24 protein-coding genes are annotated in these 25,099 nt (G+C 59.8%); 9 read left to right on the top strand and 15 right to left on the bottom strand.

Features of this window, described 5'->3' with window-relative positions:
• Window positions 1–54: 54 nt before the first annotated feature.
• From HNQ83_RS02540 to fdhA, 3 genes are all read left to right on the top strand, one after another.
• Window positions 55–687 (top strand): sarcosine oxidase subunit gamma, encoded by a 633-nt coding sequence (locus HNQ83_RS02540; RefSeq protein ID WP_175387511.1) that lies wholly within the window; start codon window positions 55–57, stop codon window positions 685–687.
• A 158-nt stretch (window positions 688–845) separates the two neighbouring features.
• Window positions 846–1,703, top strand: coding sequence for a formyltetrahydrofolate deformylase (gene purU, locus HNQ83_RS02545; protein ID WP_175387512.1), 858 nt, complete (start codon window positions 846–848; stop codon window positions 1,701–1,703).
• A 188-nt stretch (window positions 1,704–1,891) separates the two neighbouring features.
• Window positions 1,892–3,091 (top strand): formaldehyde dehydrogenase, glutathione-independent, encoded by a 1,200-nt coding sequence (gene fdhA / locus HNQ83_RS02550; protein ID WP_008057129.1) that lies wholly within the window; start codon window positions 1,892–1,894, stop codon window positions 3,089–3,091.
• 63 nt (window positions 3,092–3,154) lie between these two features.
• Here fdhA and HNQ83_RS02555 read toward each other — a convergent pair whose 3' ends face one another.
• From HNQ83_RS02555 to HNQ83_RS02575, 5 genes are all read right to left on the bottom strand, one after another.
• Window positions 3,155–4,285, bottom strand: coding sequence for an RHS repeat-associated core domain-containing protein (locus HNQ83_RS02555; RefSeq protein WP_175387513.1), 1,131 nt, complete (start codon window positions 4,283–4,285; stop codon window positions 3,155–3,157).
• Window positions 4,286–4,399: 114 nt separating this feature from the next.
• Window positions 4,400–5,482 (bottom strand): RHS repeat-associated core domain-containing protein, encoded by a 1,083-nt coding sequence (locus tag HNQ83_RS02560; RefSeq protein ID WP_175387514.1) that lies wholly within the window; start codon window positions 5,480–5,482, stop codon window positions 4,400–4,402.
• Between the two features lie 85 nt (window positions 5,483–5,567).
• Window positions 5,568–6,242 (bottom strand): anti-sigma factor domain-containing protein, encoded by a 675-nt coding sequence (locus tag HNQ83_RS02565; protein WP_175387515.1) that lies wholly within the window; start codon window positions 6,240–6,242, stop codon window positions 5,568–5,570.
• Entirely contained in the window at window positions 6,239–6,862 is a 624-nt protein-coding gene (locus HNQ83_RS02570; protein WP_175387516.1) for a sigma-70 family RNA polymerase sigma factor, read from the bottom strand. Before HNQ83_RS02570 ends, HNQ83_RS02565 begins: the two co-directional genes overlap by 4 nt.
• Before the next feature lie 55 nt (window positions 6,863–6,917).
• Entirely contained in the window at window positions 6,918–7,511 is a 594-nt protein-coding gene (locus HNQ83_RS02575; protein WP_218585524.1) for a fasciclin domain-containing protein, read from the bottom strand.
• 313 nt (window positions 7,512–7,824) lie between these two features.
• Here HNQ83_RS02575 and HNQ83_RS02580 point away from each other — a divergent pair, with 313 nt between their 5' ends.
• A complete protein-coding gene (locus HNQ83_RS02580) occupies window positions 7,825–8,388 on the top strand; it encodes a DUF2780 domain-containing protein (RefSeq protein ID WP_175387517.1) in 564 nt (187 codons plus the stop codon).
• On the opposite strand, the gene HNQ83_RS02585 is transcribed toward HNQ83_RS02580, so the two are convergent.
• Window positions 8,389–9,276 carry an acyltransferase gene (locus HNQ83_RS02585; RefSeq protein WP_175387518.1) on the bottom strand — a complete coding sequence of 296 codons (888 nt, stop codon included), beginning with the start codon at window positions 9,274–9,276 and terminating at the stop codon, window positions 8,389–8,391.
• 314 nt (window positions 9,277–9,590) lie between these two features.
• Here HNQ83_RS02585 and HNQ83_RS02590 point away from each other — a divergent pair, with 314 nt between their 5' ends.
• Window positions 9,591–10,094, top strand: coding sequence for a RimK/LysX family protein (locus tag HNQ83_RS02590; RefSeq protein WP_175387519.1), 504 nt, complete (start codon window positions 9,591–9,593; stop codon window positions 10,092–10,094).
• A 27-nt stretch (window positions 10,095–10,121) separates the two neighbouring features.
• On the opposite strand, the gene HNQ83_RS31515 is transcribed toward HNQ83_RS02590, so the two are convergent.
• Window positions 10,122–10,949, bottom strand: a complete 828-nt coding sequence (locus HNQ83_RS31515) for an RHS repeat-associated core domain-containing protein (protein ID WP_175387520.1) — start codon at window positions 10,947–10,949, stop codon at window positions 10,122–10,124.
• Window positions 10,950–11,127: 178 nt separating this feature from the next.
• On the opposite strand from HNQ83_RS31515, the gene creB reads away from it, so the two are divergent.
• From creB to creD, 3 genes are all read left to right on the top strand, one after another.
• Window positions 11,128–11,808, top strand: a complete 681-nt coding sequence (creB, locus tag HNQ83_RS02600; RefSeq protein ID WP_175387521.1) for a two-component system response regulator CreB — start codon at window positions 11,128–11,130, stop codon at window positions 11,806–11,808.
• Window positions 11,808–13,226 carry a two-component system sensor histidine kinase CreC gene (gene creC, locus HNQ83_RS02605; RefSeq protein ID WP_175387522.1) on the top strand — a complete coding sequence of 473 codons (1,419 nt, stop codon included), beginning with the start codon at window positions 11,808–11,810 and terminating at the stop codon, window positions 13,224–13,226. Before creB ends, creC begins: the two co-directional genes overlap by 1 nt.
• A 204-nt stretch (window positions 13,227–13,430) precedes the next feature.
• A complete protein-coding gene (creD, locus tag HNQ83_RS02610) occupies window positions 13,431–14,801 on the top strand; it encodes a cell envelope integrity protein CreD (protein WP_175387523.1) in 1,371 nt (456 codons plus the stop codon).
• 193 nt (window positions 14,802–14,994) lie between these two features.
• Here the strand turns inward: creD and HNQ83_RS02615 are convergent, their stop codons facing one another.
• The 8 genes from HNQ83_RS02615 to HNQ83_RS02650 form a co-directional block, all read right to left on the bottom strand.
• Window positions 14,995–15,624 carry a glutathione S-transferase gene (locus tag HNQ83_RS02615; RefSeq protein WP_175387524.1) on the bottom strand — a complete coding sequence of 210 codons (630 nt, stop codon included), beginning with the start codon at window positions 15,622–15,624 and terminating at the stop codon, window positions 14,995–14,997.
• A 187-nt stretch (window positions 15,625–15,811) separates the two neighbouring features.
• Window positions 15,812–15,991 carry a hypothetical protein gene (locus tag HNQ83_RS02620; RefSeq protein WP_175387525.1) on the bottom strand — a complete coding sequence of 60 codons (180 nt, stop codon included), beginning with the start codon at window positions 15,989–15,991 and terminating at the stop codon, window positions 15,812–15,814.
• Window positions 15,988–17,118 carry a PepSY domain-containing protein gene (locus tag HNQ83_RS02625; protein ID WP_175387526.1) on the bottom strand — a complete coding sequence of 377 codons (1,131 nt, stop codon included), beginning with the start codon at window positions 17,116–17,118 and terminating at the stop codon, window positions 15,988–15,990. Before HNQ83_RS02625 ends, HNQ83_RS02620 begins: the two co-directional genes overlap by 4 nt.
• Window positions 17,119–17,190: 72 nt before the next feature.
• The gene (locus HNQ83_RS02630; RefSeq protein ID WP_175387527.1) at window positions 17,191–19,596 is read right to left on the bottom strand and encodes a TonB-dependent siderophore receptor; all 2,406 of its coding nucleotides are present in this window, start codon (window positions 19,594–19,596) and stop codon (window positions 17,191–17,193) included.
• Between the two features lie 230 nt (window positions 19,597–19,826).
• The gene (locus HNQ83_RS02635; protein ID WP_175387528.1) at window positions 19,827–20,801 is read right to left on the bottom strand and encodes a FecR domain-containing protein; all 975 of its coding nucleotides are present in this window, start codon (window positions 20,799–20,801) and stop codon (window positions 19,827–19,829) included.
• On the bottom strand, window positions 20,798–21,316 hold the full coding sequence (locus HNQ83_RS02640) for an RNA polymerase sigma factor (protein WP_175387529.1): 519 nt from the start codon (window positions 21,314–21,316) through the stop codon (window positions 20,798–20,800). Before HNQ83_RS02640 ends, HNQ83_RS02635 begins: the two co-directional genes overlap by 4 nt.
• A 239-nt stretch (window positions 21,317–21,555) precedes the next feature.
• On the bottom strand, window positions 21,556–22,263 hold the full coding sequence (locus HNQ83_RS02645) for a PolC-type DNA polymerase III (RefSeq protein WP_175387530.1): 708 nt from the start codon (window positions 22,261–22,263) through the stop codon (window positions 21,556–21,558).
• A complete protein-coding gene (locus HNQ83_RS02650; protein ID WP_175387531.1) occupies window positions 22,260–24,200 on the bottom strand; it encodes a putative nucleotidyltransferase substrate binding domain-containing protein in 1,941 nt (646 codons plus the stop codon). The genes HNQ83_RS02645 and HNQ83_RS02650 overlap by 4 nt, the downstream gene beginning before the upstream one ends.
• 251 nt (window positions 24,201–24,451) lie before the next feature.
• On the opposite strand from HNQ83_RS02650, the gene HNQ83_RS02655 reads away from it, so the two are divergent.
• Window positions 24,452–24,898, top strand: coding sequence for a response regulator (locus HNQ83_RS02655; protein WP_175387532.1), 447 nt, complete (start codon window positions 24,452–24,454; stop codon window positions 24,896–24,898).
• Window positions 24,899–25,099 lie beyond the last annotated feature (201 nt).

Raw genomic sequence — 25,099 nt, forward strand, 5'->3', positions numbered from 1 at the left:
CGAAGGCGGCAGAACAGCTTCCACAGGGCCAACAGAATTCAGGAAAGGTGCTTTATGACCGCAGCCAATGTTTACCAACAACGCCCAACCTCCGGGGCCAAGGCCGAGTCGTCGCTGCATCACGCCGACCTCGCCAGCCTGGTGGGCAAGGGTCGCAAGAACGCCGGCGTGACCGTGCGCGAGAAAAAACTCCTCGGCCACCTGACCATCCGTGGCGATGGTCATGACGCCGCATTCGCTGCTGGCGTGCACAAGGCGCTGGGCATCGAATTGCCAAGTGCGCTGACCGTCATCGTCAAAGGTGAAACCAGCCTGCAATGGATGGGCCCGGACGAGTGGCTGCTGATCGTACCGACCGGCGAAGAATTCGCCGCGGAGAAGAAACTGCGTGAAGCGCTGGGCGACCTGCACATCCAGATCGTCAACGTCAGTGGTGGCCAGCAGATCCTCGAACTGAGTGGCCCGAACGTGCGCCAGGTACTGATGAAGTCCACCAGCTATGACGTGCACCCCAACAACTTCCCGGTGGGCAAGGCTGTCGGCACGGTGTTCGCCAAGTCGCAACTGATGATTCGCCACACCGCCGAAGACACCTGGGAACTGCTGATCCGCCGCAGCTTCTCGGATTACTGGTGGTTGTGGTTGCAGGATGCATCGGCCGAATACGGCCTGAGCGTTCAGGCCTGATTACAACCCGCCATGGAGGCGACCACCTGTGGGAGCGAGCCTGCTCGCGAAGAGGGAGTGTCAGGCGACATCAATGTTGCTGATACACCGCCTTCGCGAGCAGGCTCGCTCCCACAGGAGGATGTTTTCTTTACCGATTCAGCAGGAGTCACCGCACTATGAGCCGCGCCCCAGACACATGGATCTTGACCGCCGACTGCCCCAGCGTGCTCGGCACGGTGGACGCGGTGACCCGCTTTCTGTTCGAGCAGGGCTGCTACGTCACCGAACACCATTCCTTCGATGACCGCCTTTCGGGGCGTTTCTTCATTCGTGTGGAGTTCCGCCAGCCCGACGGTTTCGACGAGCAGTCATTCCGCGCAGGCCTTGCCGAGCGCGGCGAAGCCTTCGGCATGATTTTCGAGCTGACTCCGCCGCACCATCGGCCAAAAGTAGTGATCATGGTCTCCAAGGCCGATCACTGCCTCAACGATTTGCTCTACCGCCAGCGCATCGGTCAATTGTCCATGGACGTGGTCGCCGTGGTTTCCAACCACCCGGACCTCAAGCCGCTGGCCGACTGGCACCAGATTCCGTACTACCACTTCCCCCTGGACCCGAACGACAAACCGTCACAGGAGCGTCAGGTGTTGCAGGTGATCGAGGAGGCCGGCGCCGAACTGGTGATCCTTGCCCGCTACATGCAGGTCCTGTCGCCGGAGCTGTGCCGCAAACTCGACGGCAAGGCCATCAACATCCACCACTCCCTGCTGCCGGGTTTCAAAGGCGCCAAGCCTTACCACCAGGCGTACAACAAGGGCGTGAAACTGGTCGGCGCCACGGCGCACTACATCAACAACGACCTGGATGAAGGTCCGATCATCGCCCAGGGTGTCGAGGTGGTGGATCACAGTCATTACCCGGAAGACCTGATCGCCAAGGGGCGGGATATTGAAGGCCTGACTCTGGCGCGGGCCGTTGGATATCACATTGAGAGAAGAGTGTTTTTGAACGCCAATCGCACGGTCGTTCTCTAGATCGCTTTCGCGAGCAGGCTCGCTCCCACAGGGTTTTTGTGTCGTTCCAAGATCCATTGTGGGAGCGAGCCTGCTCGCGAAGAGGCCCTTTCAGGCAACACAAGAAACAGCAGCATCTGTACCCGAGCACTTAACGCGCTGCCTGCCTGGGCAACGCGGATCCATAAAAACAACAGCGAGGTGAAAGCATGTCTGGCAATCGTGGTGTGGTGTATCTCGGCGCTGGCAAGGTCGAAGTACAGAAAATCGACTATCCGAAAATGCAGGACCCGCGCGGCAGAAAGATTGAGCACGCCGTCATCCTGCGTGTGGTGTCCACCAACATTTGTGGTTCCGACCAGCACATGGTGCGCGGTCGTACCACCGCTCAAACCGGCCTGGTCCTGGGTCACGAAATCACCGGTGAAGTGATCGAGAAGGGCCGCGACGTCGAAAACCTGCAAATCGGCGACCTGGTGTCCGTTCCGTTCAACGTGGCTTGCGGACGCTGCCGTTCCTGCAAGGAAATGCACACCGGCGTGTGCCTGAGTGTTAACCCGGCGCGTCCCGGCGGTGCTTATGGTTACGTGGACATGGGCGACTGGACTGGTGGCCAAGCGGAGTACGCCATGGTGCCGTACGCCGACTTCAACCTGCTGAAACTGCCTGATCGCGATCGCGCGATGGCAAAAATCCGCGACCTGACCTGCCTCTCCGACATCCTGCCAACCGGTTACCACGGCGCAGTGACCGCCGGTGTCGGCCCAGGCAGCACCGTGTACATCGCCGGTGCCGGTCCGGTCGGTCTGGCGGCTGCCGCTTCCGCTCGCCTGCTGGGCGCGGCCGTGGTCATCGTCGGTGACGTCAACACCGTGCGCCTGGCCCACGCCAAGGCTCAGGGCTTCGAAATCGCCGACCTGTCCCTCGACACCCCGCTGCACGAGCAAATCGCCGCGCTGCTGGGTGAGCCGGAAGTGGATTGCGCCATCGACGCCGTAGGCTTCGAAGCTCGCGGCCACGGCCACGACGGCGTGAAACACGAAGCCCCGGCCACCGTACTCAACTCGCTGATGGGTGTGGTACGCGTAGCCGGCAAGATCGGTATTCCTGGCCTTTACGTCACTGAAGATCCGGGCGCTGTGGACGCTGCCGCAAAAATGGGCAGCCTGAGCATCCGTTTCGGCCTCGGCTGGGCCAAATCCCACAGCTTCCACACCGGCCAGACCCCGGTGATGAAGTACAACCGCCAACTGATGCAGGCGATCATGTGGGATCGCATCAACATTGCCGAAGTGGTGGGTGTGCAGGTGATCAGCCTGGATCAGGCGCCGGAAGGGTATGGCGAGTTTGACGCGGGCGTGCCGAAGAAGTTTGTGATTGATCCGCATAAGTTGTTTAGTGCGGCGTAAATTTTTGGGTAGGAAAAACGGCGATCCCTTGTGATCGCCGTTTTTTTTGCGCTGTAATTTCAGCTATTGCTTTCTGAGCCGAGACATTTTTTTTTCGTAGCCAGATATCCGTAAAACTTCTGGAGAGATTGGGTGTATTCCTTGGTTATATAGACTGAGATTTGCTCTCAAGTGCCGACTGAGGTGCACACCTGCATGCTGTGTGGCCAAGTGTGTAGGATCATAATCTACTATTGGCCAGCCCACCGAGGGGGAGTCACTCGCTTCAATCCTATTAATCCATTCTTGAATATCCCCAGCCTGCCTTCCGCTAGGGCTTCTCTCTGCATTTTGTACGGAAAAGCGAGATGCAGAGCGAGAGCTTGCCGGCGGCGAACGAAGCGGAATTGGTGGAGCGAAACTGGAATTAACGCTGGTATATGATTGGATGCTCGCGTAGTCAGATGAAAAACTTTCTTTACTATTGTTTGCTCCGACACTTGAGTAAATATCAGATGGCTCAAATTTGTGTTGCATGGCTGGCGAACGTTTTGAAGGACTCGGAGACACAAGATGCTCCCACGCGTTTACTCTATTAGTACCGGCCATACGTTTGGCTAGAGTCTTGGATGAGGTTCTGAGTTTTAAAAAGTTTAATAAGCCTTTTACCGGATTACCGATGTGTCCCGTTGGATCACTCTGATTCACCGGGTCTCCCTTGCAGTACGTATACGCATTCAACCCACCCGCCCCAAACGGACTCCAACTGTCCGGGCAAATGAAGCACCCCAAAACAGGATTGAACGGCCGATGATGTCCGGTCCCCAACAAGTACCACCCAGTCACCGAATCTGGCCGCTCGCCGTTGAACCCGAGCAGGCTGAGCAAGCCGCTTCCAGCAAGGCAGTGACCATAGGGCATATACGCGAAAGCATGAGCTCGTTTGGCGTCGAGCAGGGTCAGCACCGAGCGCTGTCGGTCGGTGGCGAGCAAGGATGTTCCCGGCGCCGCGCTGCCTTGGCGCTGTTGCTGCGCCAGCAGTTGATCGTCGTGCTGCATGATCGAATGCTGCACCGTGCCTTGAATCTCGGTGGCAAGGCGGTCTCTCAGGTAAAAGCGCTGGGTGCTTGCCTGCGTCGAAGTTGCGCACGCGACCAATCGATCCAGTGGGTCATACCGATAGCTGCGGAGCAGATTCATGCTTTGAGATGGCATTGGCCGGACTCCCGGAAACTTCGTCGATTCAGGCATTACTCTGGCGCAATCAGCCGAAACTGCCTACTAGCAGAACTGATAGGAAGCCCAGGTGCTTCAGCGATTGCCTGATGATCAAAGCGCTTTACGCAGCACTTCACCCGTTTTATAGAGTTTCTGGTCTGTGACACCACTTACGAGCGCGCCACCGAAGTTCATCAAAGTGCCTGCCACCCCACTGGGCCTTCGAGTCGTGGCGAAATGCCTATACCACTCGGCTGCTGCAAAAGCGTGGGCGCCCGCATTACTGATTTGCCCTTCACTCACCACAGCGGCAAGGTCCCCGTATACCCGGGCATGCGTCGGTGACAAGGATGTGTTCCCATGGCTCGCCAGGTTTTTATTGACCTCACCAAGACGCTTGACGAAAGGTTGATCGTAATCGAGCCTCTCCACCACGTTGCTGATGTATTGCCTGGCCTCTGACGGAGTATCAAGCGCCGGTTTCGAACTTCGCCGCAGTGATTGATCGACTGTTTTCAAAGCATCAGTGAAGAAGCCCGACTTTGCCGCCTCTGCCGGTAGTTGGCTGCTCATCTGCGCAGGAGAAGGGGAAGCAAGGGTAGTTATCGACGTTCTTCGGTAGGAGGTGCTCGTGCCGAACAGTTTTCCAAAGAAAGACCAGGAATGCCCAGTCGGGTCGCTCCTGTTGAGCGGATCCCCCATGCAATACGCGTAGGTGTTCAACCCACCCTCCCCAAACGGACTCCAACTATCCGGGCTGTTAAACCTCATCAACACCGGGTTGAACGCTCGATACCCATTCCCAAGCAAATACCATCCTGTTACCGGATCCGCTCGTTCGCCGTTGAACCTGAGCAGGCTGAGCAAGTCGCCTCCAGCAAAGCAATGACCGTACGGCATATAGGCGAAAGCATGAGGTTGTTTGACGTCAAGCAGTGTCAGCACCGAACGCTGCTGGTCGGTAGCGAGCAAGGATGTTTGCACCGCCACGCTGCCCTGACGCTTCTGCTGCGCCAGCAGTTGATCGCCGTGCTGCAGGATCGAATGCTGCACCGTGCCTTGAATCTCGGTGGCAAGGCGGTCTTTCAGGTAAAAGCGCTGGTTGCTTGCCTGCGTCGAAGTTGCGCATGCAACCAGTCGATCCAATGGGTCATACCGATAGCTGCGGAGTAAATTCATGCTTTGACGTTGCATTGGCCGGACTCCCGGATAACTCCTTCGATTCAGAAGTTACTCTGGCGCAATCATCCGAACCTGCCTACTAGCAGAACTGATAGGATCAAAGCGCCGACAACGCGCCTTGATAGAGAACCGGCCCTGTCGGTTGCCCCGTCGGCGAGCCGCCCTTCGGTTCAAGGCTGACCGCCAGCGCAATCGGTTTGCCAATTAGCGCTTTTTGCGTGTCGCTCAGCTTAACCATGCCTTTGCCTCCCACCGGGATCACCCCGAGGGAAATGGGTTTGCCATCCGCCGGAATCGCCCACAGTTCCAGGCTATGTCCCGGTTCGATGGCTGCCAATGTCAGCGGCTCGATTTGCAGGTAGTTTTCGTGGGCCTGAACCCGTAATGCCGGCTGTGCGTCGGCGCTGACCAGGGTGGCGCTGTAGCGGGCGTCGTCGCGGTTGTAGAGCATGCCGAGGGTCACGGCGATCACCACCGAGCACACTGCGACGGTTACTCGCAGCCAGTTCCAGAACGGGCGTTTCTGCGGTACATGCAGTTCTTGCGGTTCGATGCGCGCCGTAATGCCTTGCCAGACCCGCTCCGGCACCGGTTGCTCAGGCAAAGCATCGGTCAGGCTCGCAAGGCTTTCCTGCCATTGCGCCAGTTCCACCCGCAGCGCCGCGTCCTCCAGCAACAGCTGTTCAAAACGTCGACGTGCGGCAGGGGGCATCAGGCCGATGGCGTAGTCGGCGGCGAGGGCGCGGCGCAGGGTCGGGGTTTGATAGTTCATGATTCGAGGCACCTGCGCAGGCGCTCCATGCCGCGGCGGATCCACGATTTCACCGAACCCAAGGGCGCCGACAGGTATTCGGCCAGTTCAGCGCACGACAATCCCTGAAAGTAGGCGACGGTGATCGACTGGCGCTGCATGCCTTCGAGGCTGTCCAGGCAGCGGTTCAAGGCGCTGGCCTCGCGGGCGCTGATCAACTGTTCGTCGGCCGAGGGGCTTTCGTCCACCAGCGTCTGTTCTTCGAAGTCGCCCAACGGCCGCTCGCGATGTTTGCGCAACTGGTCGATGGCTTGGTTGCGGGTGATGTTGATCATCCAGGTCAACGGCGCCGACAAGTGCGCTTCGTAGCGCGAGGCGTTGTTCCAGATGCGCACGAAGCTTTCCTGCAGCACTTCTTCGGCCAGGTCCGCGCGCCCCATGAAGCGCAGGGCCACACCATGCAAGCGCGGGCCGACGCTTCGATAAAGCGTCTCGAAAGCGCGGCGGTCACCCAGTGAGCACTGGGCCAGGAGCTGCCTGAGCTGCTCGGCATCGGCGATGGGCGTCACGGTTCTCCAGGCACACGAGGCGGGTTGTGTGAGGGCTGAGGTTAGTTCACGGCGCGCGCTTGTTCCATTCACGGTCGGGCACCCCGGTAAACCCGCCGACCCCGATGCGCGGGGTCGGCGGCGCGGTTCAGCTCTTTGGCATCAGCACTTTGTCGATGACCTGTATCACGCCGTTGGACTGGTACACGTCATAGGTGGTGATGTCGGCGACGTCACCTTTCTCATCCTTGATGGTGATGTTGTGCGGGCCGTTCATCATCGCCCACAGCTTGCCGCCGGCGACGGTGGTGAGTTCGGCCTTGCCGCCACCGGCCTTGATCTTCTCGGCCAGGGTCGACATGTCGAGTTTGCCGGCGACCACGTGGTAGGTGAGGATTTTGCTCAGCGTGGCCTTGTTTTCCGGTTTCAGCAGCGTATCGACGGTGCCGGCGGGGAGGGCGGTGAAGGCTGAGTTGACGGGGGCGAACACGGTGAACGGGCCTTTGCCCTTCAGGGTATCGACCAGCCCGGCGGCTTTCACGGCGGCGACCAGGGTGGTGTGGTCGGCGGAGTTGACCGCGTTATCGACGATGTCCTTGCTGGGCCACATGCTTTGGCCGCCTACGATTACGCTGTCATGGCTCATGGTTGCCGCTTGCACGGTGCTCAGGACGAAGCCGCCGCCAAGGGCCAGGGTCAGCAGGCTGGCCATCAACGGGGTTTTGATCGAAGTGCGTTTCATGGTGATGATCCTCTGGTGGGGAATCGGCCAGGAATGTCTGTCCGTGCTTGATATACGTGCGTGGGGACCGACTGGATGCAGCGTCGGGAAATTATTTCTGTGTCTGATCCCTGACCCTTGTAGGAGCGAGCCTGCTCGCGATGGACGCAAGGCCAACACGTTGATTCAGGTAGTACGCGTTATCGTTGGCCACCATCGCGAGCAAGCTCGCTCCTACAGGGGATGGGTGGTTGGGAACAATGTTGGGGCATGCCAGTCCAACGCACAGTTTTTCGCCGCCCATTTCCGGACGGTTTTCATTGAGGGTGTCTGGATGAAGTTTTCCCGCGGTTTTGCACTGGCATCGCTCCTGACCCTGGCGGCCAGCCCGGTCTTCGCTCAGTTCAGCCTGAGCGATGCGGCCAATGCCATTTCCGGCATGAAAGGCAACGAGGCCACAGAGGCGGCGCCGACCCCGGAGACCGCAGACCTGCTGGGCGCGCTTAGCCAGCTGAACGTGACGCCGCAACAAGCCATCGGCGGTGCCGGGGCGATGCTCGGATTGGCGAAGAACCAGCTGAGTTCGACCGACTACTCGGAGCTGGCCAAAAGCGTGCCGGGCCTCGACATTTTGTCCGGTGGCGGAGAGTTGGGCGCCCTCGCCGGGTTACTCGGCGCCACCGGCCAGGCGGCCGGGCTGAATAACGCGCTGGGCAACGTCAAGGACACCGATGACCTGAACAACGCCTTCAGCACCCTGGGCATGGACACCGGCATGGTTGGCCTGTTTGCCCCGGTGATCCTGCAATACCTCGGTCAACAGGGCGTCACTGGTTCGCTGCTGCAGAGCCTGGGCGGTATCTGGGGCACCGGCTCTGGACTTGGCACTGGTAGCTGATCAGCGGCTTTCGGCGCGCAATGCGTCGATGCGCCGGTCCTTCTCGGTCCAGAGCTGATTGACCCAGTTCTGGACCGTTTCACGAAACGCCGGATCGTTTTCGTAATCGCCCTTCCACAGTGCCGGGTCGAGCTCGCGGGTGTGGATGTCGATGATGATCCTTGGCACGTTGCCGCTGAGCAAATCCCAGAACCCCGGGATCTTCTGCTGCGGATACACCACTGTCACATCGAGGATGGCATCGAGCTGTTCGCCCATCGCCGCCAGCACGAACGCCACGCCGCCGGCCTTGGGCTTGAGCAAATGGGTAAAGGGTGACTGCTGCTGAAGGCGTTTGGCCTCGGTGAACCGGGTGCCTTCCAGATAATTGACCACGGTGACAGGCTGGCGCTTGAACAACTCGCAGGCCTGTTTGGTGATCTCCAGATCCTTGCCCGCCAGTTCCGGATGCTTGGCCAGAAACGCCTTGGTGTAGCGCTTCATGAACGGGTAATCCAGCGCCCACCACGCCAGGCCCAGGAATGGCACCCAGATCAGCTCTTTCTTGAGGAAGAATTTGAAGAACGGCGTGCGTCGGTTCAGCGTCTGGATCAGCGCCGGGATATCGACCCAGGATTGGTGGTTGCTGATCACCAGATACGAAGTGTCGCGTCGCAGGTCGTCACCGCCGCGAATGTCCCATTGGGTGGGGATGCACAGGCGGAAGATCAGCTTGTCGATTTCCGACCAGGTCTCGGCGATCCACATCACCGCCCACGAGGCGTAATCGCGCAAACGGCCGGGCAGGACCAGTTTGAGCAGGGCGAATACCATCAACGGCCCGATCAGGGTCAGGGTGTTGAGCAACAGCAGCAGGGTGACGAAACAGCCGGTGAGCAGGCGGCGCATAGGCAACTCTTGGAAACGTTTGGGCGCGCCATGATAAGCAGCTTCGGGCGACAGGCCAAATCGGGGGTGACGAATGTTTCACGCAGGTGGCGGTAGGCTTGAATAAAACTATCAAGGTCAGTTGCTCGGGTGACTGCACCGGCCTCTTCGCGAGCAGGCTCGCTCCCACAGGAGATCTCTTGTGTGCCGCATATCGCTTGCACACCGAAAACCCCATGTGGGAGCGAGCCTGCTCGCGATTCGGTCTCGGAGCGAACGAATAGCTGGCGGATTGTCTAAAATCCCGCTGCCCCTCTCTCAAGGACAACGATCACGTGAAATCCCTCCTCGCACTGCTGTCCCTCGTCGCCCTGCCCATCATGGCCGCCGAGCCGACCCTCTACGGGCGCTACGAATACATTGCCCTGCCGGAAATCGGCGGTGAAGTACTCAAGGCCAAAATGGACACCGGCGCCCTGACCGCGTCGCTGTCGGCCAAAGACATCGAAACCTTCACCCGCGATGGCGAGGACTGGGTGCGTTTCCGTTTGGCCACCAAGGATGCGAGTAATAAGGTCTACGAGCACAAGGTGGCGCGGATCAGCAAGATCAAGACCCGTTCCGAAGAGGACGAGGATGAAGAAGTGGCGGCGCCGACCAAGCGTCCTGTGGTTGATCTGGAGCTGTGCCTGGGGGACGTCAAGCGCACGGTTGAGGTGAATCTGACTGATCGCAGCAGTTTTAATTATCCGCTGTTGATTGGGGCGAAGGCGTTGCGTGAGTTTGGGGCGGCGGTGAATCCGGCGCGGCGGTTTACGGCGGATAAGCCGGATTGTTGATGCGACATAGGGCCATTTTGACAGCCTTCAAGTGCGTATTGACCCCCGCGGTGGTGTCCGCTGTGGATCACGTATTTGAAGGGGTTCGAGTTTGATAGCTACTGCGTTTAAAGTCGCCTGTGTGTAATTGGGATCTAACGGGTTCAGCCATCTGGTAGCTTCTTCATAGTTCGGCAAACCACCATTCGCGCTTGAACTATTGTTCGATGGCGCGTCCACTCCAACAGTGGACGAGGGTCTTGAAGGCACATTAACTGGAAGTGATGGCATATCTAAAGCCGCCCTGTATGAAGGGGGTGGAGGATTTTTGAGCCTTTCACGCCCGTACTTGACAGCTTGGCGTGCCAGACTTGACAGGGGGGCGAGTCCAATAGTGACTACAAGTGCTCCCAATGATGTGAGGAGGAAATTCACGGTTGTGTCTTTACTCTGTGCGTACATGATCAGACCGATTCCTCCGCCCACCGCTGTGCCGCCGATTAACATTTTTGCAGCCGCACCAAATAAATTCGGGATTGGAATTCTTCCGTTTGGATCACTTTTATTGATCGGATCCCCGAGGCAGTACGCATAGGTATTCAATCCACCTTTACCAAATGGGCTCCGATCGTCCGGTGCGTTAAACCGCATCAACACCGGATTGAACTGCCGATACCCATTCCCCAAATGATAATGCCCGGTCAGTGGGTCAATCAGTTCCCCGGTGAACCCAAGCAGGCTGAGCAAGCCGTCGAGGGGGCAATGACCGTAGGGCGTGTACGCGGTGGGATAAAGCCGATTCGCATCAAGAACGTTCAATACTGAACTCTGTAGATCGGTTGCCGGCAAAATTGTTTTGCGTGATTGCGTGGTCATAGGAGATCCCTGTGCCAGATTCCAAACACCGATGTACCAGCATCGAACCTTTTTCCGCCTTTGCCTACTATCAAATCTGCTAGGTACTACAGACCACACCACCGATTTATCCTTGCCGATTGACGCCGCAACCCCCTTGGTTCACCGTTCGCCCACTCACCTGACGGGCTCGGACGCCATGCCTCATATCCTGATTGTCGAAGACGAAGCGGCGATTGCCGACACGCTGATTTTTGCCCTGCAAGGCGAGGGGTTCACCACCACCTGGTTGAGCCTCGGCGCGGCGGCGCTCGAACATCAGCGCCAGACGCCAGCCGATCTGATCATCCTCGACATCGGCCTGCCGGATATCAGCGGCTTCGAGACTTGCAAACAACTACGGCGCTTCAGCGATGTGCCGGTGATGTTCCTCAGCGCCCGCGATGGTGAAATCGATCGTGTGGTGGGTCTGGAGATCGGTGCCGACGATTACGTGGTCAAGCCGTTCAGCCCCCGCGAAGTGGCGGCGCGGGTCCGGGCGATTCTCAAGCGCATGGCGCCGCGTGCAGTAGAAGCGGCGTCGCCGGCGCTGTTTCGCATCGACAACGAGCGAGTACAGATCAGCTATCGCGGCCAGCTACTGACCCTCACCCGCCACGAATTCCGCCTGCTGCAATGCCTGCTTGAACAACCCGAGCGCGTGTTCAGCCGCGAGCAATTGCTCGATGCGCTGGGCGTGGCCGCGGATGCCGGTTACGAGCGCAGCATCGACAGCCATATCAAAAGCGTGCGCGCCAAGCTGCGGCTGGTGAAGGCCGATGCCGAGCCGATCCAGACCCATCGTGGCCTCGGCTACAGCTACAACCCGGGGCACAGCTGATGCCCTTGGGGATGCGGATTTTCCTGGTCTATGTGCTGTTCATCGGCCTGACCGGCTACTTCGTGCTCAACACCGTAATGGAGGAAATCCGCCCCGGTGTGCGCCAGTCCACCGAAGAAACCCTGGTCGACACCGCCAACCTGATGGCGGAAATCCTGCGCGACGACTTCAAGGCCGGCACCCTCAACCAGAACCGCTGGCCGGAACTGCTCAAGGCTTACGGCGAGCGGCAACCGAAGGCGAACATCTGGGGCCTGGCGAAGAATCAGGTCAACCACCGCATCTACGTCACCGACGCCAAGGGCATCGTGGTGCTCGATTCCAGCGGCGTGGCGGTGGGCCAGGATTACTCGCGCTGGAATGACGTTTACCTGACGCTGCGCGGCGAATACGGCGCTCGCTCCAGCCGTAGTGATCCTGACGATGCCAGCTCATCGGTGATGCATGTCGGCGCGCCGATTCGCGATAACGGACGGATCATCGGCGTGGTCACCGTGGCCAAACCCAACAGCTCGTTGCAGCCGTATGTGGATCGCACTGAACGTCGATTGCTGGCTTATGGCGCCGGGTTGATCGCGCTCGGTCTGCTGTTCGGCGCGCTGTTGTCCTGGTGGTTGAGTCGGGCGCTGCGGCGATTGACCGCTTATGCCCAGGCGGTGAGCGAGGGCCGCCGGGTTGAGGTGCCGCATTATCGCGGTGGTGAGCTGGAGCAACTGGCGACGGCGGTGGAGCAGATGCGCACGCAGCTGGAGGGCAAGGCCTACGTCGAGCGTTACGTGCACACCCTGACCCATGAATTGAAGAGTCCGCTGGCGGCGATTCGCGGCGCGGCGGAGTTGCTGCAGGGTGAAATGCCCTTGGCTCAACGGCAGCGGTTTGTCGGCAACATCGACAGCGAGAGTGCGCGGATGCAGCAGTTGATCGAGCGGTTGTTGAACCTGGCGCAGGTTGAACAGCGCCAGGGGCTGGAGGAACGCGTAGAGGTGCCATTGGCCGCGTTGGTGAATGAGTTGCTGGGCGCCCAAACGGCACGGATTCAAGGCAAGGAACTGCTCGTGGAGCAAAGGATTCCATCGACCGTGGCGGTGATTGGCGAGCCATTCCTGCTGCGGCAAGCGTTGGCAAACCTGCTGGAGAATGCGCTGGATTTCACCCCGGCCCGGGGCGTGTTGCGATTCACCGCCGAGCGGATTGGCGAGCAGGTCGAGTTTTCACTGTTCAATCAGGCCGAGGCGATTCCCGACTATGCGTTGCCGCGATTGAGCGAACGCTTCTACTCGCTGCCGCGACCGGACAGTGGGCGCAAAAGCACCGGGCTCGGGCTGAATTTTGTCGAAGAGGTGGTCAAGTTGCACGGTGGGTCGATGAGCATCGGCAATGTCGAGGGCGGGGTTGAAGTCAGGTTGCGCCTGGCTTAGGACCGAGTCGCGGCCATTCGCGAGCAGGCTCGCTCCCACAGTTGATCTGTGATGTGCATTAGTTTTGTATTCACAGGAAATCCAGTGTGGGAGCGAGCCTGCTCGCGAAGAGGCCGCTTCAGTCTCCACACAATCTCCACATTCCCCCCATAAAGCCCCCACACACCCATCCCAGACTCTCCCCATCCAAACAGGGAGAGTCCCATGAACCGCAGCCTGACCCTTAAACTCGGGGCAATCGCCCTACTGATTCTGTTATTGCTGATTCCGCTGCTTATGATCAACGGCGTGATCCAGGACCGCCAGCAACTGCGCGATGGCGTGCTCGAAGACATCGCCCGCAGCTCCAGCTACAGCCAGCAATTGAGCGGCCCGTTGATGGTGGTGCCGTATCGCAAACTGACGCGCACCTGGAAGCTCAACGAAAAAACCAACCAGCGCTATCAAGAGGTCGGCGAAGAGCGCGGGCGGTTGTATTTCCTGCCGGAACGCTTCGAACTCGACGGGCAGGTCCACACCGAATTGCGCGCCCGGGGGATTTATCAGGCGCGGTTGTTCCATGCCGACAACCGCATCAGCGGGCATTTTTCGTTGCCGGCACAGTTGGGTATCAAGGAAGACTTCGCCGACTATCAATTCGACCAACCGTTTCTTGCGGTCGGTATCAGCGACATTCGCGGCATCGAGAATGCCTTGAAACTCGAACTCAACGGCCAATGCCTGGACTTCATTCCCGGCAGTCAGGTCGGTTGGCTGGGCGAGGGTGTCCACGTGACGCTGCCGGCCCTGGAGGCCAAGCAAGCCAGCGAACTGGCTTTCGCTTTCGACCTGAAGCTGCAAGGCACTGGCCAGTTGCAGATCCTGCCGGTGGGCAAGACCAGCAAAGTCTCGCTGACCGCCAACTGGCCGCATCCCAGCTTCATCGGCAACTACCTGCCGGCCCAGCGCGAGATCACTAATCAGGGCTTCAGCGCCAATTGGCAGACCTCCTTCTTCTCCACCAACCTGCAAGAGGCCTTGAACAGCTGCGTATCCCGTAGCAGTTGCGAGGCATTTTCTGCCCGCAGTTTCGGCGTGAGCTTCATCGACCCGGTGGACCAGTATTTGAAAAGCGACCGGGCGATCAAATACGCACTGCTGTTCATCGTCCTGACCTTCGCCGGCTTCTTCCTCTTTGAAGTGCTGAAAAGCTTGGCGGTGCACCCGGTGCAATACGCGCTGGTGGGCGTGGCGCTGGCGTTGTTCTATCTGCTGTTGCTGTCGTTGTCCGAACACATCGGCTTTGCCCTGGCGTATCTGCTGTCAGCCGGCGCGTGTGTATTGTTGATCGGGTTCTATGTCTGTCACGTGCTGCGCAGTGTGCGCCATGGCTTGAGTTTTTCGGCAGGGTTGGCGGCGTTGTATGGCCTGCTGTATGGCCTGTTGAGTGCCGAGGATTACGCGTTGTTGATGGGGGCGTTATTGCTGTTCGGGTTGCTGGGTGTGTTCATGGTGCTGACCCGCAAGCTGGATTGGTATGGGGTTGGGCAGAAGGCGGACAAGCCGTTGGAGTTTGATATTGGAGCGGTGGAATGAGCGGGTGGGTGGGGTTGCGGGAGGATCAGCGGGAAGGGGAGGTGTTGGCGACGCTGATTGTGCAGTGGCTACCCGTTGAACCACGAGGGTGCTTTCGCGAGCAGGCTCGCTCCCACAGGGGATCTTCAGTGAACCCAGATCAAAATGTGGGAGCGAGCCTGCTCAAGAAGAGGCCCGCACAACTGGAGAAGATTTAGAGCTTTGGCATCGTCGCCAGCATCGAAGGCCGCTGGCTCACCTCGAAATACCACGCCGCCAACTGTGGATTCGCCGTGCGCCAGTCCAGATCAGGGTGACGCAGATCCAGGTAACCCAACGCACACGCCACGCTGATCGCCGCCACGTCGAAATGGCTGGTCAGCTCGGCAATGGCGTCTTTTTCCAGCAACGCCACGGCCCGGCGGATTTTGTCGCGTTGGCCGTCGAGCCAGACGTCCCAGTGTTTTTCCGGCGCGCGCAGGGCGACTTCATAGCGCACCAGCACGGCCGCGTCCATGATCCCGTCGGCCATCGAGGCCAGGGTCAGGCGCCGCCAGCGGGCGGAGCCTTCGCGGGGGATCAGCGGGTTGCCGACGTGCTGGTGGTCGAGGTAGTCGAGGATCACGCGGCTGTCATGAATGACATGGCCGTCGGCCAGACGCAGGGCCGGGATCTTGCTCAGGGGGTTGTCGTTGATCAGCGTCTTGTCCGGGTCGACCGGCGTGAGCACGCAGTTCTGCAGGGCCACGCGGTCCTGTTGACCGGTTTCGTGCAACAGCACCATGACTTTGCGAACGAAGGGGGAAAGGGCGTTGTGATACAGGGTCATGCTCGGGGCGGACATGGCAGCGTCTCGGTCGGTGGCAGTGTCGGGGCAGCATAGCGCGTTGAGGGGATAGCTCAATATCACCAAGACACACTGATCCCCTGTGGGAGCGAGCCTGCTCGCGAAAGCGGTGTGTCAGCCAACATTGGTGGAGACTGACACACCCTCTTCGCGAGCAGGCTCGCTCCCACAGAGTTATCTGTGCTCAGTGACGTTGCAGCAGGCCGCGCAAGGCGAGGACGGCAGGGATGCCCAACCCCAACCAGCTCAGCGCATCCCACACGCCGTCACCGAGCAACGCGGCGAACAGGCCCGCCGCACTGAACAGGGCGATAACGGTGGGCGTGCCGAAGACCTTCCAGAAGCTCGACTGTCGCGGTTTCATGCCACGCTCTCCGCTTTTTCCAGCACGGGTTTCGTCGCCTTGCGCCGCACCACCCACAGGTAGACCCCGCTGCCAAGGACGATGATCGTCAGCACATCCAGGGTGGCCCAGAGGATTTGCATCGGCATGCCGCCGTAGTCACCGAAGTGCAGCGGCTGGGACATGCCCATGGCGTCCATGTACCAGGGGCGCTCGGCCACGGCGGTGACTTGCAGGGTGCTGGCGTCGATCAGTACCGGCGTCAGCAGATGCGAGGTCAGGTGGGTGCTGCCTTTCATGAACACCGCGTAATGGTGCTCACTGGAGAAACGGGTGCCGGGGAAGGCGATAAAGTCAGGCTGCATGCCCGGCGCAACATCCCTGGCGATGTCCAGCAAGCGAGTGGCCGGTGCCAGTTGCGCCAGCGGCGGCGCATCGCGATACGGCGCAACCATCGCGCTCAGGCTGTCGTTGCGCCAGGCAGCGATGATCAGATCGGCACAGGCGCTGATCACGCCGGTCACGCCCACCACCAGCGCCCAGGTCAGGGTCACCACGCCAATCAGGTTGTGCAGGTCGAGCCAACGCAGGCGGGTGGATTTGTCCTGGCGCACGGTGGCGAATTTCAGGCGACGCATGAACGGCAGGTACAGCACGGTGCCGGAGACAATCGCCACGACGAACATCAAGCCCATGAACGCCAGCAACAACTTGCCCGGCAGCCCGGCGAACATGTCCACGTGCAGGCGCAGCATGGTCATCATGAAACCACCGTTGGCCGACGGCGTTTCCAGCGCCTCGCCGGTGCGGGCGTCGAGCATGAAGGTATGGGACGAGTTCGGCTCCGTGCCGGCGGTCGCCGCCATGATGGTCAGTACGGCATTGGGTTCATCGTCTTCGAAGCCGAAATACTGCATGACTTCGCCGGGGCGATGCTTCTCGGCTGCCGCCACCAGTTGCTGGAGATCCAGGCGCGGGGTGTCCGCCGGCATGTCCTTCACTTGTGGCGCATCGCCCAGCAGGTGGTCGATCTCGTGGTGGAAGATCAGCGGCAGGCCGGTCAGCGCCAACAGCAGTAAAAACACCGTGCAGATCAGGCTGGTCCAGGTGTGGACGAAGGACCAGCGGCGAATTGTTTTACTTTTCATTTCATAGCCTCCAGAAATACCAAAGCCGTCCTCGAAGGACGGCCTGGGTACCGGGCGTGTCAGATCAAGCCGTTACCACTTGTAGTTCACTGCTGCGATGACGTTGCGCTCGTCACCGTAGTAGCACCAGAAACCGTCGCAAGTGGAGATGTAGTCCTTGTCGAATAGGTTCTTCGCGGTGACGTCGACCGAAATGCCTGCCAATGCCGGATTGAGGCGGCTTAAGTCGTAATGCACAGCAGCGTCGTACACGGTGTATGAGCCCACGTGCGAGTTATCGGTGTTGCTGGTACTGCCGTAAGTGTCGCCGACGTAGCGCACGCCCGCCCCCACGCCAAAACCGTCGAGGAAACCGGCATGCCAGGTGTAGTCAGACCACAGCGAGGCCTGGTTGCGTGGGATCAGTTTGAATCGGTTGCCTTTGTCGGCACCCTTGAGAATTTCGGTATCGGTGTAGGTGTAAGAACCCACCAGCTTCAGGTTGTCGGTGACGTCCGACGTGGCTTCGAGTTCGATGCCGCGAACTTTCAGTTCACCAATCTGGCTGGTGACGTTGTTCTGTGTAACCGAAACGTTTTCCTGACGCAGATCGAATGCCGCCGCAGTCAGCAAGGTGCGGCTGCCCGGAGGCATGTACTTGACGCCCACTTCGGTCTGCTTGCCTTCGGTCGGTTTGAACGAGTTGGTGGAGCTGGCGTCTGCCCCCATCGATGGCTGGAACGATTCGGTGTAGGAGATGTACGGCGTTATCCCCGAATCAAATACGTAGCTCAGGCCGGCGTTTCCACTGAAGGCCTTGTCGCGCTGGGTGTTGGTGGCATCGTTCAGGTTGTTGAACTGAGTCGCTGTGTGAATCCAGTCTTCACGCCCGCCCAGGGTCAGGCGCCATTTGTCCAGAGAGATTTGATCCTGAGCGTAGAGACCTGTCTGGTTGGTTTTCTGGTTGTAATCATAAAAAGTGGCGTAGGCGACGTTGGAGAAGTCTGCGCCACGGATCGGATTGATCACATTGCTTGGTGGGGCACTCCCTTCAAGCCATTTGTAGTTGGTGTTGGTACGCTGGTGATCCAGGCCGAGCAGCACGACATGGCTCAATGAGCCGGTCTGGAAGTCGGCCTGGAAATTGTTGTCCACCGCGAACTGGCTAATGTCTTCGTCGACCTTGTCGACCAGACGGGCCAAGGTACCATCTGGCGAGACCGAATTACCGAACGATGCATAGGCTTGCTGGAATTCCAGATCGCTCTTGGTGTAGCGCAGGTTTTGCTTGAATTGCCAGACATCGTTCAGGCGATGGTCGAAGGCGTAACCCAGCGCGTAGTAGGTGCGGTCGTAGTGGTCGGAATCCGGATCACCGAGGTTTTTATGGTGAGAGATCTTGCCCGCTTCCGAAGACAGCTTGGTGCCTTGCAGCGGCAGGAACTGACCAGCGACCCCAGTATCGTCCCGAGTGTACTGCGACAGGAGAGTCAGGTGAGTGTCATCGTCGATGCTCCAGGTCAGGCTTGGCGCAATGTTGTAGCGCTTATCGTCGATGTGGTCGACCGGCATGCCGCTGTCGCGCACCACGCCATCGACTCGGTACAGGAACTGACCTTCGTCATCGATTTTGCCGGTACTGTCGAAGTTGATTTGCTTGCGATTATTGCTGCCGACTTCGGCGCGTACTTCGTGGCTTTCAAACGCATCAGGGCGGCGGCTGACCATATCGAGCATTCCGCCCGGTGGGGTCTGGCCATATACCGAGGAGGCCGGGCCGCGCAGCAAGGTGATGCGCTCCAAGTTCCAGGTTTCAACTTTTGGGTTGGCGTAGGAACCCTTTGGCAGCGGCAAGCCGTCGAGAAACTGGGTCGGTTCGAAACCACGCACACGCAGCCAGTCGGCTCGTGCGTCACTGCCGTAGCTACTGGCAATCACGCCCGGCATGTAGCGCACGGCGTCATCAAGGTTCTGCACACCACGATCTTCCATCTGTGCTCGCGTGATCACCGACATTGAGCGCGGTGCTTCAACGATTGGTGTGTCGGTCTTGGTGCCCGCCGCAGTGCGAGTGGCAACATAGCCTTCCACCGGACCCCAGGCGTTCTCAGCGGATTCAGCGCCAATCACGTTAGTGGCTGGCAGGGCCATCGCGCCTTCAGGCACGGGGGCGAGGCTGAAAGTGCCCGTGCCGCTCTGTTCCAACTGCAGGCCGGTCCCGCGCAAAGCTTCTTGCATGGCGCCGGTGGCATCGAACTGGCCTTTGACCGGGGCGGACGTTTTGCCCGCAGCCAGCGATGGATTCAACGACAGCGCCAGACCGGCCTGGCTGGCGATCTGGTTCAGGGTGCTGGCCAATGGCGCGGCCGGCAGGTTGTAGGCGCGAACGCTGGATGCCTGTTCAGCGGCGATCAGTTGGCTGCTGGCCAAAGGGGTGCAAAGGGCAATGGCAACCGCCAGCAAACTGGGGCGCAACAAGGTGTCTAGGGAACGGGACATACAGCGGCTCCTGAAAGTGAATACTTCTCAATTGCCTACGTGCCGGACGAAAATCAAAAAGTGATAGGGCTGGATGAAAATAATTTCGATTCATCATTTTGTGGTGAGGTTGATGGCCCCTTCGCGGGCAAGCCACGCTCCCACAAGTTATGTGTTGGACGATAATTCTGTGAGCGACACCCTGTGGGAGCGGGCTTGCCCGCGAAGAGGCCGGTTCAGGCGCCCTCAAATCAGGGCTTGGCCTCAGTCTTCGCCGCCACCGTCACCCACCACGGCGTGTGCTGTTCGATCTGCACCGGCAGGGTCGGTAACAGGGCGCTCAGGGCCAGGTCGGTGTCTTTCAGCGGGAAGCTGCCGGTGATCCGCAGGTCGGCCACTTCCGGCGCAACGCCCAGGTGTCCACGGCGATAGCGCCCGAGTTCGTGCACCAGCTCCTCCAGCCGCGCGTTGTCCACCACCAGCATGCCGCGGGTCCAGGCATCGGCGCCCTGGTTGAGCGCGGCGATCGGTCCCAGGCCGTCATTGCGGATCAGCACTTGCTGGCCTTCGCGCAGAATCTGTTCGTCCGGGCTCGATTGCGGATGGGCGGCCACCGCCGACTGCAACACGCTCAGTCGCGTGCCTTCTTCCTCGCGCTTGACCAGAAACCGCGTCCCCAGCGCGCGCATGCTGCCTTCACGGGTTTCGACGATAAACGGCCGGGCATCGCCATGACCGGTTTCAACCAGGATTTCCCCTTCCTGAAGTACGATCAGCCGCTGCTTCTCGTCGAAGCGCACGTCCACGGCACTGTGGGTATTGAGGTTGAGCAGGGTGCCATCGGCCAGGCGAAGGGTGCGCTGTTCGCCGGTGGCGGTGCGCTGGTCAGCCAGCCAATAATCGACTGGCAGATAACGATCACCGGCGAACAGCGCCAGGCCAATCACGGCCACGACACTGGCCACGCCGCTGCCGAGCTTGCGCACTCGGCGGCGAATGCCTTCGCGCGATTGCAACAGCGCCGTACGGGCCGGGCCGCTGGCGACACTGAAACGTTGGTCGAGCATGCCCAGCTGGCGCCAGGCACGGGCGTGTTCTTCGTGGGCGGCATGCCATTTGGCGAACTCTTCGCGCTCCACCGGGTTGCCGGAGTCCAGCGACAGTTGCCAGGCAATCGCCGCATCCAGCACCTGCGCCGAGACCGGTTTGGAACTGACGGGACTCATGTTGGCTCCCCGTACAGCGCGATGTAGCACTGACGGATGCCCTGGGCCAGGTACTGGCGCACGCGTGGCACCGACACCCCGAGGCGTTCGGCGATTTCTGCGTGACCCAGGCCGTCGAGACGGTTGTAGAGAAACGCCGCCCGGGCCTTGCTCGACAGCTTGCCGAGCAGGCGATCAATGTTTTTCAGGTCTTCGAGGATCATTTGCTGCTCTTCCACCGACGGTTGCTCGGCTTCGGGAATCAGCATCAGTTCGGTGAGATAGGCCTGTTCCAGCGCGGCACGGCGGAAATAATCAAACAGCAGGCCCTTGGCAATCGCCACCAGAAACGCCCTTGGCTCGCGCGGCGCTTTCAGTTCCTCACGACCCAGCAATCGCACGAAGGTGTCCTGGCTCAGGTCTTCGGCCCGCTGCGGGCAGGCGACATTGCGGCGAAGCCAGGCCAATAGCCAACCGCGATGGTCGCGATATAACGCACCGACGAGCTCACTTTGAGGGCTTGGGACTGACGACACGCAGCATCACCGATTGGGAAGTGTTAACTAACGAGAATTGTTCGCGATTGTGTCAGAGGCGGGGGAGGTAAAGCAATTGGCGTTGGTCGGGTGGTTTGGAGGGCAGTTGGACCGCGTTATCGTTCATCGCGGGCAAGCCACGCTCCCACAGGTTTAATGTCGTTCACAAAATGAGCGCACGACACGAAACCTGTGGGAGCGGGCTTGCCCGCGATGAGGCCGGTACAGGCGTAGGAGATTCAGAAGGACGGCGTCTGCTGCCGTCGTTTCCACTGATTCAACCGCTGCTGCAAATTCAACGGGCTATGGATCTGCTGCTGCCGAGCCCGGCTGAACAGGATCAGCGCCAGTTCGGCGGTGGCCAATGCATCGGCGCTGGCGTTGTGGCGCTCGAACACTTCCAGCTTGAACCAGTCGATCCACTCGTCCAGCCCGGCTTCGCGGAGGTTGGCCTGCGGACACAGCAGCGGTGCGATGTCCGCCACATCCAGAAAGGCGTGCTGCAATTTGTAGCCCAGGTGATCCTTGAGAGCGCGCCCGAGCATGTGCTGGTCAAACGGCGCATGGAAGGCCAGCAACGGACTGTCGCCAACGAACTCCATGAAATCGAGCAGCGCCTGGGCCGGGTCGCTGCCGGCGGCAATGGCGCTGGGTCCGAGTCCGTGAATCAATACGCTGGGGCTGAGCTTGAGTTCGGCGCATTGCAGGGTGCGTTCGAACTGTTGACTGAAATCGATCGCGCCATCCTCGATCACCACTGCGCCGATGGACAGCACCCGATCCTTGTTCAGGTTCAGTCCGGTGGTTTCCAGGTCGAGCACCACCCAGCGTTGTTCACGCAGGCTGCATTCGCCCAACGCAGTTGCTGCCGGCAAGCGTTGCAGGCGTTGTTGCAATTCACCGGACAGGGCCGGGGTGGCCGGGCGCAGCCATGAAAACAGGCTCATAGCTGGTACCGCAGGGCCAGGCTGCTTTGCAGGCGTTGCGCCTGGCGCAGGGACTCACGCAGGATTCGCCGGTCCAGATGATTGAGGCTGTCCGGATCGACCCGGTTGGAGTAGGGCTGATTCTCCCGGGTCTGCAATTGATGCTGCTGCATGCGGGTTTGCTGGATGAAGTGATAGGCCTCTTCGTACGCCGCGCCGTCCAGCGGCTCGATGACCTCTTTGTCCACCAGTTGGCGAAAGCGCTCCAGGGTATTGTTGGCCTCGATGCCGTGGGCCAGGGCCAGCAATCGAGCCCCATCGACAAAGGGTGCCAGGCCCTGAATCTTGAGATCCAGGGTGGCCTTTTCGCCATTTTTGCGTGCCAGCACGAACTCGCGGAAACGTCCTACCGGCGGCCGATTGCGCAAGGCATTTTCGGCCATCATGCGCTGGAACAGGCGGTTGTCGCCGACTTGATCGAGAATCGAGCGACGCAATTGTTCGCAGCCTTGCTCGCTGCCCCAGACCACGCGCAAATCGAAATAGATGCTCGAACCCAGCAAGTTTTCGGGCGTCGCCTCGCGGATAAACGCGGCAAAGCGACGTGCCCATTCGACCCGGGACAGGCACAGCTCGGGATTGCCGGCCATGATGTTGCCCTTGCACAGGGTGAAGCCGCACAGCGCCAGGCTGTGGTTGATCTGATGGGCGATGGGTAGCAGCTTGCCGCGGATTTCCGCCGCGTGGGCCGCGTCCCGGGCTTCGAACAGAATGCCGTTGTCCTGGTCGGTGTGCAGCGTCTGCTCGCGGCGACCTTCGCTGCCAAAACACAGCCAACTGAACGGCACGCCGGGGTCGCCTTTCTCGGCCAGGGTCAGCTCGATCACGCGGCACACGGTGTGGTCGTTGAGCAGGGTGATGATGTGGGTGATTTGGGTGGACGAGGCGCCATGGGCCAGCATGCGCTCCACCAGTTGGCCGATTTCGCCGCGCAGCGCCACCAGGTTTTCCACGCGCGGGGCATTGCGGATGGTACGGGCCAGGTGCACCAGGTCGACCCGCTGCAAGGAAAACAGATCCCGCTCGGACACCACGCCGCACAAGCGCTGATCCTTGACCAGGCAGACGTGGGCAATATGCCGCTCGGTCATGGCGATCGCCGCATCGAAAGCACTGTGGTCCGGGCTCAGGTAAAACGGCGCCTGGGTCATGTGCCGCTCGATGGCTTCGCTGAAATCGCCGGTGCCGTTGGCCACCACCTGGCGCAAATCGCGCAGAGTGAAAATGCCCAGCGGCGCTTTATGTTCGTTGACCACCACAATGCTGCCCACCTGCTGCTCATGCATCAGGGTCACGGCTTCACGCAGCGGCGTGGCCGGGCTGCACGTCACTGGATGACGCATGGCCAATTCACCCAGGCGCGTATTGAGCGAATACTGGGTGCCGAGGGTTTCCACGGCTTTTTGCTGGACTTGCTGGTTGACCTGATCCAGCAGACTGCTTACGCCGCGCAGGGCAAAGTCGCGGAAAGTGCTGGAAATGGCGAACAGCTTGATAAAAGCCAGTTTGTTCAGCTGCAGGCAAAAGGTGTCTTCGGCCGACAGGTGTTCGGTGCGGGTCGCACGTTCGCCCAGCAACGCAGCGAGCGGGAAGCATTCGCCGGTGGTGATTTCGAAGGTGGTTTCGGTGCCACCCTTGGCCGAATGCGGGCGTTCGCCCACCACCCGGCCCTGCTTGACGATGTAGAAGTGCTCAACCGGGCCGTCGGCGGGCTTGATGATGCTCTCGCCGGGGCCATAAAAACGCAGCTGACATTGCTCAACCAGATACGCCAGGTGGGCGTGTTCCATCTGATTGAAGGGCGGGAAGCGCTGAAGGAACTGCAAAGTGCCCTGGATGTTCTGCAACACCGCGGTTTTCCCTGCCTGTGTGAAGGCGTCCGCTTTACTCATAACCATTACCGCAGTCTTTTTTGGATTTGTTGTGGAATGACCTGCCCATGGTCGACCCCTGCGGCCGGAGTGCCCATTGGACGTAAGTCTAGGTAGGCAATGAGTGTGATGGAATGTCGGAAAAACCTTACGCAAATGCGAGAAAAATCTCTCTATTCTTCTATTGGAAGATTATCCGACGAAGTGCACATTGAAGCTCTGCTTAGTGATGTCTCACCACTGTGCCAGGGAACTGAACTGAACATGTAGAGAATGCCATGTCCGACCACGATATTTTGAGTGATGCCGAGCGCGAAGCGCTCAGTGCCGTCATGCAGGAACCCGATCTGCCGCCGCAGCGGGTGCTGATCGTTGATGACGACAAGGACGCCCGAGAGTTGCTGTCAGAGATTCTGGCGTTGGACGGCATTCGCTGCATGACGGCGGCCAGTGGCGAAACTGCACTCAAGATGCTTGAAGAGAAGCCTTCGATCGGGCTGGTGATTACCGATCTGCGGATGGGGCATATCGACGGTCTCGATCTGATCCGCCAGGTGCGGGAGTCGGTGCGGGCGGCGATGCCGTTCATCATCGTCTCCGGCGATGCCGACGTGAAAGACGCCATCGCCGCGATGCATTTGAGCGTGGTGGACTTTCTGCTCAAGCCCATCGACACCGGCAAGTTGTTGGGGCTGGTCAAGCATGAGTTGGGGATGGAGCCCTGATCCGGAAATTTAACGCAGCCCCAACCCTGTAGGAGCGAGCTTGCTCGCGATGGTCGTGAACGATTACGCGTGAAACCAGATGCCAGCGCCGCCCTCGGGTTTTTCGCGAGCAAGCTCGCTCCTACAGTGAATACAACGCCGCTGATTTCAATCGAACAAAAAAGCCCTGATCTTTCGATCAGGGCTTTTTCATATCCGGCA

It is taken from the genome of Pseudomonas sp. C2B4 (assembly GCF_013359695.1).
GTDB lineage: Bacteria > Pseudomonadota > Gammaproteobacteria > Pseudomonadales > Pseudomonadaceae > Aquipseudomonas.

What these genes read in the sequence shown, in the direction of transcription:
- creC (WP_175387522.1), top strand. Translation starts at nt 11,808, where the DNA reads ATGCCCTTGGGGATGCGGATTTTCCTGGTCTATGTGCTGTTCATCGGC.
- HNQ83_RS02575 (WP_218585524.1), bottom strand. Translation starts at nt 7,511, where the DNA reads ATGAAACGCACTTCGATCAAAACCCCGTTGATGGCCAGCCTGCTGACC.
- HNQ83_RS02650 (WP_175387531.1), bottom strand. Translation starts at nt 24,200, where the DNA reads ATGGTTATGAGTAAAGCGGACGCCTTCACACAGGCAGGGAAAACCGCG.
- creD (WP_175387523.1), top strand. Translation starts at nt 13,431, where the DNA reads ATGAACCGCAGCCTGACCCTTAAACTCGGGGCAATCGCCCTACTGATT.
- HNQ83_RS02585 (WP_175387518.1), bottom strand. Translation starts at nt 9,276, where the DNA reads ATGCGCCGCCTGCTCACCGGCTGTTTCGTCACCCTGCTGCTGTTGCTC.
- HNQ83_RS02560 (WP_175387514.1), bottom strand. Translation starts at nt 5,482, where the DNA reads ATGCAACGTCAAAGCATGAATTTACTCCGCAGCTATCGGTATGACCCA.
- HNQ83_RS02565 (WP_175387515.1), bottom strand. Translation starts at nt 6,242, where the DNA reads ATGAACTATCAAACCCCGACCCTGCGCCGCGCCCTCGCCGCCGACTAC.
- HNQ83_RS31515 (WP_175387520.1), bottom strand. Translation starts at nt 10,949, where the DNA reads ATGACCACGCAATCACGCAAAACAATTTTGCCGGCAACCGATCTACAG.
- HNQ83_RS02655 (WP_175387532.1), top strand. Translation starts at nt 24,452, where the DNA reads ATGTCCGACCACGATATTTTGAGTGATGCCGAGCGCGAAGCGCTCAGT.
- HNQ83_RS02615 (WP_175387524.1), bottom strand. Translation starts at nt 15,624, where the DNA reads ATGTCCGCCCCGAGCATGACCCTGTATCACAACGCCCTTTCCCCCTTC.
- HNQ83_RS02635 (WP_175387528.1), bottom strand. Translation starts at nt 20,801, where the DNA reads ATGAGTCCCGTCAGTTCCAAACCGGTCTCGGCGCAGGTGCTGGATGCG.
- HNQ83_RS02625 (WP_175387526.1), bottom strand. Translation starts at nt 17,118, where the DNA reads ATGAAAAGTAAAACAATTCGCCGCTGGTCCTTCGTCCACACCTGGACC.
- HNQ83_RS02540 (WP_175387511.1), top strand. Translation starts at nt 55, where the DNA reads ATGACCGCAGCCAATGTTTACCAACAACGCCCAACCTCCGGGGCCAAG.
- HNQ83_RS02620 (WP_175387525.1), bottom strand. Translation starts at nt 15,991, where the DNA reads ATGAAACCGCGACAGTCGAGCTTCTGGAAGGTCTTCGGCACGCCCACC.
- purU (WP_175387512.1), top strand. Translation starts at nt 846, where the DNA reads ATGAGCCGCGCCCCAGACACATGGATCTTGACCGCCGACTGCCCCAGC.
- HNQ83_RS02580 (WP_175387517.1), top strand. Translation starts at nt 7,825, where the DNA reads ATGAAGTTTTCCCGCGGTTTTGCACTGGCATCGCTCCTGACCCTGGCG.
- HNQ83_RS02630 (WP_175387527.1), bottom strand. Translation starts at nt 19,596, where the DNA reads ATGTCCCGTTCCCTAGACACCTTGTTGCGCCCCAGTTTGCTGGCGGTT.
- fdhA (WP_008057129.1), top strand. Translation starts at nt 1,892, where the DNA reads ATGTCTGGCAATCGTGGTGTGGTGTATCTCGGCGCTGGCAAGGTCGAA.
- creB (WP_175387521.1), top strand. Translation starts at nt 11,128, where the DNA reads ATGCCTCATATCCTGATTGTCGAAGACGAAGCGGCGATTGCCGACACG.
- HNQ83_RS02645 (WP_175387530.1), bottom strand. Translation starts at nt 22,263, where the DNA reads ATGAGCCTGTTTTCATGGCTGCGCCCGGCCACCCCGGCCCTGTCCGGT.
- HNQ83_RS02555 (WP_175387513.1), bottom strand. Translation starts at nt 4,285, where the DNA reads ATGCCATCTCAAAGCATGAATCTGCTCCGCAGCTATCGGTATGACCCA.